The sequence below is a fragment of the Minwuia thermotolerans genome (assembly GCF_002924445.1).
Classification (GTDB): Bacteria; Pseudomonadota; Alphaproteobacteria; order Minwuiales; family Minwuiaceae; genus Minwuia; species Minwuia thermotolerans.
In genome coordinates this window covers 143,019-159,328 of sequence record NZ_PIGG01000010.1, presented here as the reverse complement: position 1 = coordinate 159,328, position 16,310 = coordinate 143,019, and the positions used below count along the sequence as shown (strand labels likewise).

The following is a 16,310-nucleotide window of genomic DNA, read 5'->3' as shown; positions in this document are numbered from 1 at the left end:
TGTGTCAGGGGTACAAAGGGAGATAACACCATGAAACGAATGCTTCCGCTTGTTTTCGCCGCCGCAATGGCCAGTGGCGCGGCGGTCGCCGACGACGTGAAGGTCGGCATGCTGCAGGGCTTCACCGGCCCGACGGAGTCGCTCGTCAAGCCCATGGCGATGGGCGGCGAACTCGCCATTCAGGAAGTCTCCGACAGCGGGATGTTCCTCGGCGGCCGCAAGGTCGTCTCCGTCCGCGGCGACAGCACCTGCATCGATGCCGCCGCCGCGACGGCCGCGGCCGAACGCCTGATCACCTCGGAAGGCGTGGTCGGCATTGTCGGCGCGACCTGTTCCGGCGCCACCACGGCGGTGCTCAACAACGTCGTGCGCGCCAACGGTATCGTCATGATCTCGCCGTCGGCGACGTCGCCGGCGCTGTCGACGATCGAGGATGACGGGTACTTCTTCCGCACCGCGCCGTCCGATGCGCGGCAGGGTGAGATCATCGCCAAGATCCTGTCCGACAAGGGCATCAAGAATGCGGCCCTGACCTACACCAACAACGACTACGGCAAGGGCCTGGCGGATTCCATCCAGTCCTCCTTCGAGAGCATGGGCGGCAACATCACCGCTGTCGCTTCGCACGAGGACGGCAAGGCCGACTACTCGGCCGAGGTCGCGACGCTGGCGTCCGCGGGCGGCGAACTGCTGATCGTCGCCGGCTATCTGGACCAGGGCGGCAAGGGCATGATTCAGGCCGCGCTGGATACGGGCGCCTTCGATACCTTCATGCTGCCTGACGGCATGGTCGGCGAATCGCTCACCGACAATTTCGGCACCGGGATCGACGGCTCCATCGGCACCAACCCCGGCACTGACAGCCCGGGCGCCGACATGCTCGCGAAGATGAGCGAGGGCAAGGGCTTCAAGGGCGACGACCCCTATGTGCCGGAAGCCTACGACGCCTCGGCGATCCTGCTGCTGGCGATGCAGTCGGCGGGCTCCACCGACAGCTCGGTCTACAAGGACCACGTCACGAAGGTCGCCAACGCGCCGGGCGAGAAGATCTATCCGGGCGAACTGAAGAAGGCTCTGCAGATCCTGGCCGACGGCGGCGACATCGACTATGTCGGCGCCGGCGCGGTCGAACTGATCGGCCCCGGCGAGGCGGCCGGCAGCTTCCGCGAGTCGGTCGTCAAGGACGGCGCGTTCACCACGGTCAAGTACCACTGATCCGCCAACACCCGAACGGGACGGGGAAGCGGCCGGGACGATCCCGGCCGCTTCTTTCCCGGCTTCAGAACCCATGATCACCGTCAGGAACGTCACCAAGCACTTCGGCGGCATTCACGCCGTCGACGGCGTGACGCTGGATATCGCCCGGGGCTCGATCACCGGCCTCATCGGTCCGAACGGGGCGGGCAAGACCACGTTGTTCAACATCATCGCCGGCGTTTTCCCGCCCTCCTCGGGCCAGATCCTGCTGGACGGCGAGGACGTGACCGAACTGCAGTCGCACGAACTGTTCCACAAGGGCCTGCTGCGCACCTTCCAGATCGCGCACGAGTTCGCCACCCTGACGGTGCTGGAGAACCTGATGGTGGTGCCGGACCAACAGCCCGGCGAACAGCTTCGCCACGCCTGGTTCGACTACCGCCGCGTCCGCGAGGTCGAGGCGCGCGTCGCCGAGCGCGCCCGCGAAGTGCTCGACTTCCTGCAGATTTCGCATCTGGAAAACGAACTCGCGGGCAACCTTTCGGGCGGCCAGAAGAAGCTGCTGGAACTGGGCCGCACGATGATGGTCGACGCCAAGATCGTGCTCCTCGACGAAGTCGGCGCCGGCGTCAACCGCACGCTGCTGAACACCATCGCCACCTCGATCCAGCGCCTGAACGAGGAGCGCGGATATACCTTCTGCATGATCGAGCACGACATGGACTTCATCGCCCGGCTCTGCGATCCGGTGATCGTCATGGCGGAGGGGCGGCTGCTGATGCAGGGCACGATCGACGAGGTGAAGAACGACGAAGAGGTCATCGAGGCCTATCTCGGCACCGGCCGCAAGCACGAGCGGCAGGCAACGTCATGAGTTTCCTTTCCGCGACCGGCATGACCGGCGGATATGGCAACGGCCCCGACATCATCGAGGACTGCGACATCATCGTCGACAAGGGCGAGATCGCCGTCGTGGTCGGACCGAACGGCGCCGGCAAGTCGACGGCCATGAAGGCGATCTTCGGCATGCTGAACCTGCGCAAGGGCGCGGTGGTGCTCGATGGCCTGGACATCACGCGGATGGCGCCGCAGGAGCGTGTGCGCCAAGGCATGGGTTTCGTGCCCCAGAACCGCAATGTTTTCGTCTCCATGACGGTCGAGGAGAACCTGGAGATGGGGGCCTTCATCCGCGACGACGAATACGGCGAGACCATGGAACGGGTCTACGAGCTGTTCCCGGTGCTGCGCGAGAAGCGGAACCAGCCCGCGGGCGAACTCTCCGGCGGCCAGCGCCAGCAGGTTGCGGTGGGCCGGGCGCTGATGACCGCCCCGAAGCTGCTGATGCTCGACGAACCGACGGCGGGCGTCTCGCCCATCGTCATGGACGAACTGTTCGACCGTATCCTCGAGATCGCCCGGACCGGCATCGCCATCCTGATGGTGGAACAGAATGCCCGCCAGGCGCTGGAGATCGCCGACCACGGCTTCGTGCTGGTGCAGGGCCAGAACCGTTTCACGGACACCGGCGAGGCGCTGCTCGCCAACGAGGAAGTCCGTCGTTCGTTCCTGGGGGGCTGAATGGACGTTCTCAACGCCCTCGCGCTGATCACCAATTTCGTCCTGGTGCCGGCCATCGCCTACGGCGCGCAGCTTTCGCTCGGCGCGCTCGGCGTGACGCTGATCTTCGGCATCCTGCGCTTTGCCAACTTCTCCCATGGCGAGATGATGTCCTGGGGGGCCATGTCGACCATTCTCGCCACCTGGTGGATGCAGGCGCAGGGGATCGGCATCGCGCCCTTTCCGACGGCGCTGCTGGCCCTGCCCATCGGCATCGCCAGCACGATCCTGATGGCGCTGGCCGCCAACCGCTTCGTGTTCCGCTTCTATCATCGCCAGCATTCCAACCCGATCGTCTTCGCCATCGTCTCGGTCGGCGTGATGTTCGTGCTGGCCGGTCTGATCCGCATCATCATCGGCCCGGACGACCAGACCTTCACTGATGGCGCGCGTTTCATCTTCACCGCAGGCGATTTCCGGCAGGTCACCGGCCTCAGGGAAGGCATCGCACTGAAGCAGACGCAGGTGCTCACGGTCGTGGTCGCCGTCGCCGTGATGGCTGCGCTGTTCTGGTTCCTGCAGAAGACCCGGGCCGGCAAGGCCATGCGCGCCTACTCCGACGACGAGGATCTGGCGCTGCTTTCGGGCGTGGATCCGGATCGCGTGGTCATGATCGCCTGGATCATCACCGCGACCCTCGCGGCGATTGCCGGCACCCTCTACGGCCTGGACAAGACCTACAAGCCGTTCATCTTCCTGCAGATCCTGCTGCCGATCTTCGCGGCCACCATCCTGGGCGGCATCGGCCAGCCGGTGGGCGCCATCCTCGGCGGCTTCGTCGTCGCCTTCTCCGAGGTCATGGTCACCTACGCCTTCAAGAAGTTCCTGGGCTATCTCGGCCCCGAGGACTGGGCGCCGGAGGGTCTCGTGCAGCTCCTGTCGACGGAGTACAAGTTCGCCGTCTCCTTCATCATCCTCGTGGCGGTGCTGCTGATCCGGCCGACCGGAATCATCCGCGGGAAGGTGATCTGATGATGACCCGGAAGCTCTTTCTCTTCGGCGCGATGGCGCTGCTGCTGATCTTCGTCGGCTTCTACCAGAGCTGGAACGTCGCGCTGGGCATCGTGAACCTGTGCCTGATCTCGTCGATCATGGCGCTCGGCGTGAACATGCAGTGGGGCTATGCCGGCCTGTTCAACGTCGGCATCATGGGCTTCACAGCGCTTGGCGGTCTGACCGCGGTGCTTGTGTCCATGCCGCCGGTCGACGCCGCCTGGGCGGCGGGCGGTACCGACATCCTGCTGGCGGCCCTCAGCCTGGCCGCCACGGTGGTCGCCATCATCGTCGCACGGCGCCTGACGCCACGGACGATGCGGCTGCCGGTCACCATCGTGCTGATGATCGCCGGCTATTTCCTGATCTCGGAGTTCTTCGTGCCGGCGGCGCGCCAGATCGAGGCCGTCGATTCGGCCCAGACCGGCTATCTCGGCGGCATGGGGCTGCCGATCGTGCTGGCCTGGCCGCTGGGCGGGCTGGTGGCGGCCGGCGCGGCATGGTTCATCGGCAAGATCGCGCTCGGCCTCAGGGCCGACTATCTCGCCATCGCCACGCTGGGCATTTCAGAGATCATCATCGCTGTCATCAAGTACGAGGAATGGCTGACCCGCGGCGTGAAGAACGTCACCGGCCTGCCGCGGCCGGTGCCCTACGAGGTCGTGCTGGTGCAGCAGCCATGGTTCATCGGTCTCGCCGACTGGCTGGACGCCCCGGATCTCTCGGATCTCGCAGGACTGTTCGTCAAGCTCTGCTACGCGGCGCTGTTCCTGCTGGTGCTGGCGATCGTCATGTGGTTCGCGGAGCGGGCGCTGCGTTCGCCCTGGGGGCGGATGATGCGGGCGATCCGCGACAACCGCGAAGCCGCTGCCGCGATGGGCAAGGACGTCACGGGTCGCCACCTGCAGGTGTTCGTCCTGGGCTGCGCCACCTGCGGCATCGCCGGCGCCATGCTGACCACCCTGGACGGCCAGCTCACGCCGACCAGCTACATTCCGCTGCGCTTCACCTTTCTGATCTGGGTGATGGTCATTCTCGGCGGGTCGGGCAACAACTGGGGCGCGGTCCTCGGCGGTTTCGTGATCTGGTTCCTGTGGGTCGAGGCGGAGCCGCTCGGCAACTGGTTCATGCAGACCATTACCCTGCCCATGGCCGACGATTCCTTCCTGTCGCAGCACCTGGTCGCCGGCGCCGCCTACACGCGCTATCTGCTGATGGGGGCCATCCTGCTGCTGGTAATGCGATTCGCGCCAAAGGGGCTGATACCGGAGCGGCACTGAGGCGGCCCGCCGGGCGAAGGGGCGGGGCTACTTCCTGCCGAGGCCGATGCGGCGGGCGAACTCGGACCGTTGCCGCGCGTAGTTCGGCGCCACCATGGGATAGTCCGGCGGCAGGTTCCACCTGGCGCGATAATCGTCCGGCGTCATGTCGTATCTGGCCCGAAGATAGCGCTTCAGCATCTTCAGCTTCTTGCCGTCTTCCAGACACACCAGATGGTCGGGCGTGATGGAACGCTTGATCGGCACCGCTGGTTCCGGAGGTGCAATATTCCGGTCGTCGGCAGGCTGCATCAATGCACTGAGCGCAGACCGGACGGTCACAATCACCGTGTGCACATCGCCCGGCGCTACCTGATTATTGGCCAGATAGGCGGCCGAGATGCTGGACGTCATGCGAAGCAGGCTCCGGGCCTCCGTCTGTTCGTCGCTCTCTGCTCGGTCCACGGTCATTTCCCCATTCTGTTCCGGTTGATATTGCAACATTTTCATAACGGTAAGATAGCGTTATGGCTCGATCAATCGCTTTATGCGCTAACTGACCATGTGCTCGGCTATCGGCGCGAGTGGTGTTCCGGCGGCCCGGAATGGCCGGTCAATGCGTCGCATCGGCGTGGGCGGCCGCGCGTGCCGCTTCGCATTTCTCCACAAGATGTGGTATGCCCCTGGCCTTGTTCCCGGAAACGGATGGAAGGCGCATGGTTACCGTCGTCATGGCAGCGGATCACGCCGGCTTCGAGATGAAGGAGGCGCTGAAGACGGACGTCGAGGCGCTCGGGCACAGGGTGCTCGACGTCGGAACCGACAGCGCCGATTCCGTCGACTATCCGGACTTCGGATGGCGGCTGGCGGCCGCCATCCGCGATGGCCGGGCCGAACGCGGCATTCTGGTCTGCGGCACCGGCATCGGCATATCCATGGCCGCCAACCGCGAGCCGAAGGTCCGCGCCGCCGCAGTCAGTGACGCGACGTCGGCCCGGCTCACGCGGCTGCACAATGACGCCAACGTGCTCGCGCTCGGCGCGCGGGTCATCGGCATAGAAACGGCCCGGGATTGCGTGCGCATCTTCTTCGAGACGGAATTCGAGGGTGGACGGCATCAGCGCCGGGTCGACAAACTGGGCCTCGCGGCCCAAGGCGATGAGGACAGGTAGAATGAGCATGGCTGAAGCAACCGACGCGGTGCGTGATTTCTGGTCGGCGGACCTGGAGCGCGACGATCCCGAACTGTTCGAGTCCTTCCGGCTGGAGATGGACCGTCAGCAGAACCAGATCGAGCTTATCGCCTCCGAGAACATTGCCAGCCCCGCGGTCATCAAGGCGATGGCGACGGTGTTCCAGAACAAGTACGCCGAAGGCTATCCGGGCCGGCGTTACTATGGCGGCTGCGAGTTCGTGGACATCGCCGAGCGGCTGGCGATCGAGCGGGCCTGCAAGCTGTTCGACTGCAGCTTCGCCAACGTTCAGCCCCATTCGGGCGCTCAGGCCAACCAGGCCGTCTTCATGGCGCTGCTGCAGCCGGGTGACACGGTCATGGGCATGTCGCTGGACGCCGGCGGGCACCTGACCCACGGGGCCGCGCCGAACCAGTCCGGCAAGTGGTTCAAGGCCGTTCAGTACGGCGTTCGGCGCGAGGATGCCCTGATCGACTTCGATCAAGTGGAGAAGCTGGCGAAGGAACACAGGCCGAAGCTGATCATCGCCGGCGGATCGGCCTATCCGCGCATCATCGACTTCAAGCGATTCAGGGAGATCGCCGACGAGGTCGGTGCCTGGCTGATGGTCGACATGGCGCATTTCGCCGGCCTGGTCGCCGGCGGGGTGCACCCGAACCCGCTGGACCATGCGCAGATCGTCACCTCGACGACCCACAAGACCCTGCGCTGCGCCCGCGGCGGGCTGATCCTCAGCCGCGACGAGGCGCTGGGCAAGAAGATCAACTCGGCCGTTTTTCCCGGACTTCAGGGCGGGCCGCTGATGCACGCCATCGCCGCCAAGGCGGCCGGCTTCGGCGAGGCGCTGAAGCCCGAGTTCCACGCCTACAGCCGCCAGGTCGTGGCCAACGCGAAGGCGCTTGCCGGGGCGCTGATGGAGCGGGGCTTCGACATCGTCTCGGGCGGTACCGACACGCATCTGATGCTGGTCGATCTGCGCTCCAAGGGCGTTACCGGCCGTGACGCCGAACGGACGATGGAAAACGCCTGGATGACCTGCAACAAGAATGGCGTGCCATTCGACCCGGAGAAGCCCATGGTTACGTCGGGCGTCCGGCTCGGCACGCCAGCGGGAACGACCCGCGGCTTCGGCGAAGCGGAGTTCCAGAAGGTCGGGCACCTGATCGCCGACGTTCTGGAGGCCTACGCCCAGTCCAACGGCGACAACGGGGCCGCGGAGGCGAAGGCGCGCGAAGAGGTCAAGCAGCTCTGTGGCCGGTTCCCGATCTATACGCAGGGCCTGTGACCACGGCCTGACCAGGGGGGATTGGGCATGCGCTGTCCGTACTGTCACAACGCCGACACGCAGGTGAAGGATTCGCGTCCCACCGAGGACAACACCGCGATCCGGCGCCGGCGCTTTTGTCCCAACTGCGGCGGCCGGTTCACCACGTTCGAGCGGATCCAGCTCCGCGAACTGACCGTGGTGAAGAAGAACGGCCAGCGCGTGCCCTTCGACCGCGACAAGGTCGCCCGCTCGATCGACATCGCCATCCGCAAGCGGCCCGTCGATCCCGAACGGGTCGAGCGGACCATCAACGCCATCGTGCGTCAGCTCGAGAGCTCAGGCGAATCGGAGATCCAGTCACAGACCATCGGCGAACTGATCATGCGGGCGCTCGCCAACCTGGACCAGGTCGCCTATGTCCGCTTCGCTTCGGTCTACAGGAACTTCCGCGAGGCCTCCGACTTCGAGGACTTCATCGGACGCGAACTTGGCCAGCGCGACGAAGTCCACGACTGAGGCCGACCGCCGCCACATGGCCCACGCGCTGATGCTGGCGCGGCGCGGACTGGGGCAGGTGGCGCCCAATCCGGCCGTTGGCTGCGTGCTGGTCGCGGACGGCCGCGTGATCGGCCGGGGCTGGACCCAACCCGGCGGCCGCCCGCATGCCGAAACGGAAGCGCTCGCCCGCGCCGGCGTGGCCGCCCGCGGTTCGACCGCCTATGTCACGCTGGAACCCTGCAGTCATCACGGCGTCACGCCGCCCTGCGCGGAGGCGCTGGCCGCGGCCGGTGTCGCCCGGGTCGTGATCGCCATGACCGATCCCGACGAGCGGGTGAATGGCCGTGGTGTGGAGATGCTGCGTGACGCGGGCGTCGAAGTGGTCACGGGCGTTCTGTCCGACCAGGCCGCCGCGCTCAACCGCGGCTTCGTCCTTCAACGGACGGCGAACCGCCCGATGGTCACGCTGAAGCTGGCGACGACGCTGGACGGGCGCATCGCCACCGGCGCCAAGGACGCGAAATGGATCACGGCGGGCGCCGCGCGGCAGCGGGGGCACCTGCTGCGCGCCAGTCACGATGCGATCCTGATCGGCGCCGGCACCGCCCTGGCCGACGATCCGGAACTGACCTGCCGGCTTCCGGGCCTGGCGCAGCGCAGCCCGGTGCGGGTGGTGCTCGATTCGCGGCTGTCGATCCCGCCATCGGGCCGGCTGGTGGACACCGCGGCGCAGACGCCGCTCTATGTCTTCTGCGGCATGGAGGCGGACCCGGCGCGCGCCGCGGCGCTGGAAGCCAGGGGTGCGCGCCTGTTCCGCTTCGATGTTTCGGCGAGCGGGGTGCCCGCGCCGGGCGACGTTCTGCGGTCGCTGGCGGAGGCGGGGATCACGCGTCTGCTGATCGAGGGCGGAGCGCGGGTCGCCGCCGCCTTCGTGGCCGCCGACCTGGTCGACGAACTGGCGTGGTTCCGCGCTGCGACGCTGATCGGGGGCGACGGTCTGCCGGCGATCGGGGGCTTCGGGCTGGAGAAGCTGGCCGACGTTCCCAGGTTCCGCAGGGCGGCCATCGCGCATTTCGGCGACGACGTGCTGGAAACCTATCTGCGGGAACCTTAAAAGGACGCCATGTTCACCGGCATCATCACCGACATCGGCCGCATCGTCTCCGTCGAGGCGCGCGGTGACATGCGCATCCGGATCGCCACGGCCTATGATACGGCCAGCATCGAAATGGGCGCGTCCATCGCCTGTCACGGCGTCTGCCTGACGGTCGTCGACAAGGGGCCGCGCTGGTTCGACGTCGATGTCTCCCGGGAAACGCTTGACCGCACGGCCATCGGTTCGCTGGGCGAGGGCGCACGGATCAATCTGGAACGATCCCTGCGCGTCGGCGACGAGCTGGGCGGCCACATCGTCAGCGGTCATGTCGACGGTCTGTCGCGGGTCCGGGAAATCGAGCCGGTGGGCGACAGCCGACGCTTCGTCTTCGAACTGCCGAAGGAACTCGCCCGCCATGTCGCGGAGAAGGGCTCGGTGGCGCTCAACGGCGCGTCACTGACCGTGAATGCGGTCGGCGAAGACAGCTTCGAGATCAACATCATTCCGCACACACAGGAGCGGACGACCTTCGGCGAAATCCAGGTCGGCGACCCTGTGAACATGGAAATCGACATCCTGTCGCGCTATGTGGCGCGGCTCAGGGACACCGACGGCTAGGGATCTGAATGACTTCGGAATTCACACGCTACCTTTCGTCCATCGAGGACGTGGTCGAGGACGCCCGCAACGGCAAGATGGTCATCCTGGTCGACGACGAGGACCGGGAGAACGAGGGGGATCTCTACATTCCCGCTCAGTTCGCGACGCCGCAGGCGATCAACTTCATGGCCAAGTACGGCCGCGGCCTGATCTGCCTGTCCATGAACCAGGAACGGATCGAGCAGCTCGGCCTGGACCTGATGAGCAAGAACAATCAGGCGCGCCACCAGACGGCCTTCACTGTCTCGATCGAGGCGCGCGAAGGCATCTCGACAGGCATCTCGGCCCAGGACCGCGCGCACACCATCCAGACCGCGATCGACCTGACCAAGGGGCCGGAGGATATCGTCACGCCCGGCCACGTCTTCCCGCTGGTCGCCAAGAGCGGCGGCGTCCTGCAGCGCGCCGGCCACACGGAAGCCGCAGTCGACATCGCGCGGATGGCGGGCTTGCGCCAGGCCGGCGTGATCTGCGAGATCATGAACGACGACGGCACCATGGCCCGCATGCCGGATCTGGTGAAGTTCGCCCAGTTCCACAATCTCAAGATCGCCACCATCGCCGACCTGATCGCCTACCGGCGGCGCTTCGACAAGCTGGTCGCGCGTTCCCATGAGTCCGTGGTGAAGAGCGAACTGGGCGGCGAGTTCCGGCTGGTGGTATTCGACTCCGAGGTTTCCTACGCGGAGAGCCTGGCGCTCATCAAGGGCGACATCTCCGGCGAGGAACCGGTGCTGGTGCGGATGCACGGCTACGATCCCTTGCCCGACCTGTTCCATGAAACCGGGGGCAAGGCGGGCCGGCTGCAGCAGGCCATGCGGCAGATTGCGAAGGAAGGCCGGGGGGTCCTGGTCTTCCTGCGCCAGGCGCGGGAAATGCGGATTTCGGAGTTCCTGCAGGCCCAGGAGCAGAACAACCTGGAAAAGCTGATGGACCTCCGCGACTACGGCATCGGCGCCCAGATTCTCACGGACCTTGGTGTACGCAAGATGGTCCTGCTGACCAATTCGCCCAAGCACGTCATCGGCCTGGAAGGCTACAATCTGGAAATCGTGGGCACCCGCCCGCTTCAGGAGGACTGAGGGCATGGCGCGCGCGCAAATCCTGCTGGTGGAAGCCCGGTACTACGAAGACATCTCCGACGGCCTGGCCGAAGGCGCCATCGCCGCACTCGAGAAGGCCGGCGCCGCCTATGACCGGATCGTAGTGCCCGGCGCGCTGGAAGTCCCCGGCGCCATCGCCATGGCCGAGGACGCGGTGCAACAGGGCACGCGCTCCTATGAGGGTTACGTGGCGCTGGGCTGCGTCATCCGGGGCGAGACCTCGCATTACGACATCGTGGCCGGCGAGTCGGCCCGGGCGCTGATGGATCTGACCGTCTATGACGGCGTTTCCATCGGCAACGGCATCCTGACGGTCGAGAATCACGATCAGGCCTGGGCGCGGGCCGACCCGAAGGGCAAGGACAAGGGCGGGGATGCCGCCCGGGCCGTGCTGCGGATGATCGAACTCGGCCAGCAGTTCGCGGAAGAGGAATGACCCGGCGCAAGGCCAGCGGCGGCAGCCAGGCGCGGCGTCAGCGCAGCGCCGCCCGCATGCACGCCGTGCAGGCGACCTATCAGCTCGACCTCAACGAGGACGATGCCGCGACCGTCATTGCCGAGTTCCAGGCGCATCGTCTGGGTCACGACCTGGACGGCGAGCCCCTGGTCAGCGCAGACCGGGACTTCTTCCAGGACCTTGTGGCCGGAAGCCACGACCGTCGGTTGGAACTGGACCGGATGATCGAAGGCGCGCTCAGCCTGGACTACGATCTCGACCGGCTGGAGACGCTGCTCAGGGCGCTGCTCAGGGTTGCCGGCTATGAGCTGCTGGCCCGCATCGATGTGCCCGCGCGCGTGGTCATCGACGAATATGTGGACCTCTCCCACGCCTTCTTCAGCGGCGCCGAGCCGTCCCTGGTCAACGCGGTGCTGGATCGGCTGGCGCGGCGTATCAGACGGGATGAACTGGCCGCCGGCCGGGGCGGATGAGCCGAAGCGGCGAATTCGAGATCATCGAGCGTCTGCTCGCCCCCCTGGCCGGCGAGGGCGCCTTCTCTCTCTCCGACGACGCCGCCGTTCTGCCGGAACTTTCGCATGGCGAAGCCTGGGTCGCGACGAAGGACGCCATGGTCGCCGGCGTCCACTTCCTGGCCGACGATCCGCCCGATCTGATCGCCCGCAAGCTGGTGCGGGTCAATCTCTCGGACCTTGCGGCGATGGGGGCGTCGCCGATGGGCTATCTGCTGGCCTTCGCTCTCTCGCCCGATTGTGACGACGACTGGCTGGAGGCCTTCGTCGCCGGTCTCGCCGAGGACCAGCGGATTTTCGGCATCGCGCTATATGGCGGAGATACAGTCTCGACGCCGGGTCCGGTGACGCTCTCGCTGACGGCACTGGGCCGGGTCGAGCGTGGGCGGGAACTGCGCCGCAACGGCGCCCGGGCCGGCGACGCGGTCTACGTCTCCGGCAGCGTCGGTGACGCCGCGCTGGGGCTGAAATGCCTTCAGGAGGAGCTGGCGGTAAGCGCCGGCTACCGGAAGACCCTGGTGGACCGCTATCGTCTGCCGGAGGCGCGGGTCCGGCTGGGGCCGGCGCTGATCGGATCCGCCACGGCCTGTCAGGACGTCTCCGACGGACTTGCCGCCGATCTGGGCCACATCGCCCGCCGGTCCGGGGCCGGCATGGAGATCGAGGCCGATCTCGTGCCGATATCCCAGGCGGCGCGCGCGGCGATCGCCGCCGGCAGCGGCCTGGAGACCCTGCCTTTCACCGGCGGGGACGACTATGAGCTGGTCTTCACCGCGCCGGTCGACGCGGTGCTGCCTGACGTGGGTGTTCCCCTGACGCGCATTGGCCGTGTCGTGGCCGGCGATGGTGTAAGATTTATGTCCCGTGGGGGTGAGATATCGTTGAGGCAGGCAGGCTGGCGGCATTTCTGATCCCATGGTCGACAACATTCTGGAATCGGAGCGCCCCGAAGGGCTGAGCCGGCAGTGGGCGGTCGCCGCACTGATCACGATCGCGCTCGCGGTCATCGCTGCCGCGCTGTTCGTCGGACTCCGCGGCTTTGCGGTCGGTCAACAGTTCTCGCTTGCCGAGGCAGAACGGCAGGAGGGACGTCTCTTCCTGCAGCGTCTGGATGTCGGTTCCTGGGAGCGCCCGCCGCTGCATGTTCTCGACGCGGCGCGCTACGGCTCGTCGGGGACGGCCACCGAGTTCTACATCAACGGCCGGCGCGTCGCCGATGGGCGGGTCAGCAAGGGACCGCTCAGTGAGGGCGCGCGGCCGGGCTATCTGCATACCGGCGTCCAGAACTTCTATTTCACCCTGGGGCCCGAGCCGCCCGCCAACCCGCTGCTGGAGGCCCGGTTTCTCGTTCGGCTCGACCGGGAGGTGATGATCGCGACGGTTGCGGCGGCGGCGCTGTTGCTGACCGGCGGGCTGCTGTTGCTGGCGCCCGGTTCCCGGGCGGCCCGCCGAGGCGTGGATGTCGTGCTGCTCGCGCTGGCCGTCGCCGCGGGCGCCACGGCATGGCTGGCGGTAGAGGGCGTGCGCTACCGGGAATCGATCGATCCGGCCGCCGTCCGGGCTCTCGCCCCGGTCGGCTATTTCTATCCCATCGAGCAGCCCTGGCCACTGTATGTCCCCTGGTCCGACAGGGGACGGGGCTTCGTCGCCGGCCAGCTGCTGGAGGACGGCTGGCCGGTTGGCGATCCCTTCGCCGGCACCGACGAGATCCGTGGGCAGGGCGGCGGCGCGCACTTCGTCGGCGGCGGCCTGTTGCGTTTCTCCACACCCGACAACAGCGATCCAGCCGCGAACGGGCGGCGCTACGAGGTCGAGCTGACGGCGTTGCTCAGCCCCTATGTGCCCGCGGCCTTCGCCGCGACGCTGCTGTTGTTGTCGCTCGCTGCCTACGCGGTCGGTCACGAAGGGATCGCCCGGCGGCTTGCGGTGCCCAGGCCGCGCACCGTCGCGATCGTCCTGCCTGCGGCGATCATGGCTGTCGTCGTCGGTTATCTGGGCTGGCTGGTGCGGATCGATCCGCTGCACATGTTCGCGCCGCCGGCTGCGCGGGATTACTTCGTCCCCGACGAGCAGTACCGGATGGCGGGCCTGGTACGAACCTGGCCCTACAAGGCGATCATCGTCGGCACCTCGATCAGCCAGAACTTCTATATGGAGGAGGCCGGCGAGATTCTCGGTCTGCCGACGCTGAACGCGACCATCGCCGGCTCCTACCCGGCCGAGCAGAGCGAACTGGCGCGCGCGGCACTGCGCGACCACGGCGCCGAGCGGGTGCTGTGGGAATACGAACTGGCGCGCTTCAACCTGGAGCCGGGGCGACTGCGCGACGGGACGTTCCCGTTCCATCTCTATGACGGCAACCCGCTGACCGATCTGGAGTACGGCTTCACCCTGCAGGCCTGGCTGGACGCCAATGCGGCCCGCACTGCGCGGCGGACGGGAGACGTCCAGGCGCTGGACGGCATCAACAAATGGGGGGAGCGGCGCGAGTTCGGCCCCCATCTGGTCGGCGAGGAATACTGCGCGCGGCAGGACCAGCCCGCGGGCGACATCGACGCGGTCGACATCCGGCAGAACATCCGCCTTTCGGTCCGGCCCCTGGTCGAGGATTTTCCGGAAACGGAGTTCGTCTTCTTCATCCCGGCCTATTCGGCCCTGATGCATGCCGATCCGGGCGGGCGGCTGGCCGATACCGAGTTCGCCGCGCGCATCCTCCACGAGGAACTTGCGGGGCTGTCCAATTACCGGCTGTTCGACTTCCAGGGCATCGTCCGCTTCGCAGGCGACCCGGAACTCTACCGCGACGCCTCGCACTACCACCCGACCGTCAACAGCTACATCCTGGAGGCGATCGCAGCCGGCAGGCATGTCGTCCCCCCCTGAGGCGCTCGATCTCCACGAGGCCGATCTGCGGGAGCGGCTGAAACGATCGATCGACGCCTTCCGCGCCGTGATGGACCCCTACTGCGACCGGCAGGCGGCGCGATGATCTTCAGTTCCGACCTGTTCCTGTTCGCCTTCCTGCCGCTGGCGCTGATCGGCGTGGTGCTCTCGCGACGGCTGTTCGGGGCCCAGCTCTACTGGATCGTCGCCGTGTCGCTGTTCTTCTACGGCTTCTGGAAGCCGGTCTACCTGCCGCTGATCGTCGCCTCGATCCTGGTGAACTTCGCCCTCGGGCGGGCCATCGAACGCACCCGGTCGAAGGGTCTGACGGCGTTCGGTGTCGCGCTCAATCTGGCGGCGCTGGCCTGGTTCAAGTACGCCAACTTCATCGAGGAGAACATCGAATGGCTGAGCGGGGCGGACATTCCGCTGCCGGAGATCGTCCTGCCGCTCGCCATCTCGTTCTTCACCTTCCAGCAGATCTCCTACCTGGTGGACGCCCGCAACGGGCGTACGCACCATCACGACTTCATCCAGTATGCCGCCTTCGTCTCCTTCTTCCCGCAGCTCATCGCCGGACCGATCCTGCAGCAGAAGCGGACCATGCAGGAGTTCGCGGCGCCGAAGGCCTTCCGGATCACGGCGGAGGGGTTTTCATGGGGCCTGATGATCTTCATCGGGGGCATGGCCAAGAAGCTGCTGATCGCCGATCCCATGGGCACGGTGGCGACGCCGCTGTTCGACCAGGCGCTGACCCAGCCGCTGGCGCTGGAACAGGCATGGACGGCGGCGCTGGCCTACAGCTTCCAGCTCTATTTCGACTTCTCCGGCTATTCCGACATGGCCATCGGTATCGGGCTGATGGTCAGCATCCGTCTGCCGTTCAACTTCAACTCGCCCTACAGGGCGGTCAGCATCGCCGACTTCTGGCGGCGCTGGCACATCACCCTGTCGTCCTTCCTTCGCGACTATCTCTACGTTCCGCTGGGCGGCAACCGGATCGGACCGTGGCGCACCTATCTCAACCTGTTCATCGTCATGCTGCTGGGCGGCATCTGGCACGGGGCGGGCTGGACCTTCATCATCTGGGGGGCGATGCACGGGTCCTGCCTGCTGCTCCACCGCGCCTGGGGCGACGCGGTGCGGCCACGGTTGCCTGAAATGCCGGCGCTCAGGCCCCTGGGGCTTGCGGCCGGCTGGATGCTGACCATGGTCTTCGTCGTCGCCGCCTGGGTCGTGTTCCGCGCTGACAATCTGACCGCCGCCATCCATGTCTGGCAGGGCATGACGGGGCTGCATGGCCTCGACATCCCGGTCGCGGGCGCGGACTTCCTGGCCGGCTGGCGCTGGCAGACATTCGCCGCGCTGACGCTCTTCTGCCTGGCGCTTCCGAACCTGCCGCAGGTGGCCGGCATGGTCGAACCCGGTGGGGCGCTCAGGCGGCTCGCCGCGCATCTCTACCGTCCCCACCTGGTCGGCATGCTGCTCGCCTTCGCCGCCTTCGCGGCCTGTTTCGCCATGCTGCGCGCCAACTCCGCCGTGGTGCCGGAGTTCCTCTACTGGGACTTCTGAGCG

Annotated in this window: 18 protein-coding genes; 17 read left to right on the top strand and 1 reads right to left on the bottom strand. The window is 66.7% G+C overall.

Features of this window, described 5'->3' with window-relative positions:
* Window positions 1–30: 30 nt before the first annotated feature.
* The 5 genes from CWC60_RS01915 to CWC60_RS01895 all read left to right on the top strand — a co-directional run bounded on the left by CWC60_RS01915 (window position 31) and on the right by CWC60_RS01895 (window position 5,087).
* Complete coding sequence (locus CWC60_RS01915; protein WP_109792360.1) at window positions 31–1,215, top strand: ABC transporter substrate-binding protein; 1,185 nt, start codon at window positions 31–33, stop codon at window positions 1,213–1,215.
* A 73-nt stretch (window positions 1,216–1,288) separates the two neighbouring features.
* On the top strand, window positions 1,289–2,071 hold the full coding sequence (locus CWC60_RS01910) for an ABC transporter ATP-binding protein (RefSeq protein WP_109792359.1): 783 nt from the start codon (window positions 1,289–1,291) through the stop codon (window positions 2,069–2,071).
* Window positions 2,068–2,775, top strand: coding sequence for an ABC transporter ATP-binding protein (locus CWC60_RS01905; protein ID WP_109792358.1), 708 nt, complete (start codon window positions 2,068–2,070; stop codon window positions 2,773–2,775). The genes CWC60_RS01910 and CWC60_RS01905 overlap by 4 nt, the downstream gene beginning before the upstream one ends.
* Complete coding sequence (locus CWC60_RS01900; RefSeq protein WP_109792357.1) at window positions 2,776–3,786, top strand: branched-chain amino acid ABC transporter permease; 1,011 nt, start codon at window positions 2,776–2,778, stop codon at window positions 3,784–3,786.
* A gap of 2 nt (window positions 3,787–3,788) precedes the next feature.
* Window positions 3,789–5,087 (top strand): branched-chain amino acid ABC transporter permease, encoded by a 1,299-nt coding sequence (locus tag CWC60_RS01895; protein WP_164516320.1) that lies wholly within the window; start codon window positions 3,789–3,791, stop codon window positions 5,085–5,087.
* A 27-nt stretch (window positions 5,088–5,114) separates the two neighbouring features.
* Here CWC60_RS01895 and CWC60_RS01890 read toward each other — a convergent pair whose 3' ends face one another.
* The gene (locus CWC60_RS01890; RefSeq protein WP_241147884.1) at window positions 5,115–5,480 is read right to left on the bottom strand and encodes a Ros/MucR family transcriptional regulator; all 366 of its coding nucleotides are present in this window, start codon (window positions 5,478–5,480) and stop codon (window positions 5,115–5,117) included.
* Between the two features lie 302 nt (window positions 5,481–5,782).
* Between CWC60_RS01890 and rpiB the strand changes: the two genes are divergently transcribed.
* The 12 genes from rpiB to CWC60_RS01835 are packed head-to-tail and all read left to right on the top strand — an operon-like array spanning window position 5,783 to window position 16,307.
* A complete protein-coding gene (rpiB, locus tag CWC60_RS01885) occupies window positions 5,783–6,238 on the top strand; it encodes a ribose 5-phosphate isomerase B (protein WP_109792355.1) in 456 nt (151 codons plus the stop codon).
* A 7-nt stretch (window positions 6,239–6,245) separates the two neighbouring features.
* Window positions 6,246–7,544, top strand: coding sequence for a serine hydroxymethyltransferase (gene glyA / locus CWC60_RS01880; protein ID WP_206419722.1), 1,299 nt, complete (start codon window positions 6,246–6,248; stop codon window positions 7,542–7,544).
* 27 nt (window positions 7,545–7,571) lie between these two features.
* The gene (nrdR, locus tag CWC60_RS01875) at window positions 7,572–8,042 is read left to right on the top strand and encodes a transcriptional regulator NrdR (protein ID WP_109792353.1); all 471 of its coding nucleotides are present in this window, start codon (window positions 7,572–7,574) and stop codon (window positions 8,040–8,042) included.
* A complete protein-coding gene (ribD, locus tag CWC60_RS01870; protein WP_206419721.1) occupies window positions 8,014–9,138 on the top strand; it encodes a bifunctional diaminohydroxyphosphoribosylaminopyrimidine deaminase/5-amino-6-(5-phosphoribosylamino)uracil reductase RibD in 1,125 nt (374 codons plus the stop codon). The genes nrdR and ribD overlap by 29 nt, the downstream gene beginning before the upstream one ends.
* Window positions 9,139–9,147: 9 nt before the next feature.
* Window positions 9,148–9,738: a riboflavin synthase gene (locus tag CWC60_RS01865; protein WP_109792352.1), complete on the top strand. Its 591-nt coding sequence runs from the start codon at window positions 9,148–9,150 to the stop codon at window positions 9,736–9,738.
* A gap of 8 nt (window positions 9,739–9,746) precedes the next feature.
* Entirely contained in the window at window positions 9,747–10,862 is a 1,116-nt protein-coding gene (ribB, locus tag CWC60_RS01860; protein WP_109792351.1) for a 3,4-dihydroxy-2-butanone-4-phosphate synthase, read from the top strand.
* A gap of 4 nt (window positions 10,863–10,866) precedes the next feature.
* Window positions 10,867–11,319: a 6,7-dimethyl-8-ribityllumazine synthase gene (locus CWC60_RS01855; RefSeq protein ID WP_109792350.1), complete on the top strand. Its 453-nt coding sequence runs from the start codon at window positions 10,867–10,869 to the stop codon at window positions 11,317–11,319.
* Entirely contained in the window at window positions 11,316–11,813 is a 498-nt protein-coding gene (gene nusB, locus CWC60_RS01850; protein WP_109792349.1) for a transcription antitermination factor NusB, read from the top strand. Before CWC60_RS01855 ends, nusB begins: the two co-directional genes overlap by 4 nt.
* Entirely contained in the window at window positions 11,810–12,763 is a 954-nt protein-coding gene (thiL, locus tag CWC60_RS01845; protein ID WP_109792348.1) for a thiamine-phosphate kinase, read from the top strand. Before nusB ends, thiL begins: the two co-directional genes overlap by 4 nt.
* 4 nt (window positions 12,764–12,767) lie before the next feature.
* Entirely contained in the window at window positions 12,768–14,735 is a 1,968-nt protein-coding gene (locus CWC60_RS01840; RefSeq protein ID WP_109792347.1) for a hypothetical protein, read from the top strand.
* Window positions 14,719–14,841, top strand: coding sequence for a hypothetical protein (locus tag CWC60_RS24230; RefSeq protein WP_277422307.1), 123 nt, complete (start codon window positions 14,719–14,721; stop codon window positions 14,839–14,841). The genes CWC60_RS01840 and CWC60_RS24230 overlap by 17 nt, the downstream gene beginning before the upstream one ends.
* A complete protein-coding gene (locus tag CWC60_RS01835) occupies window positions 14,838–16,307 on the top strand; it encodes an MBOAT family O-acyltransferase (protein WP_109792346.1) in 1,470 nt (489 codons plus the stop codon). The genes CWC60_RS24230 and CWC60_RS01835 overlap by 4 nt, the downstream gene beginning before the upstream one ends.
* The last annotated feature ends 3 nt before the right edge of the window (window positions 16,308–16,310 follow it).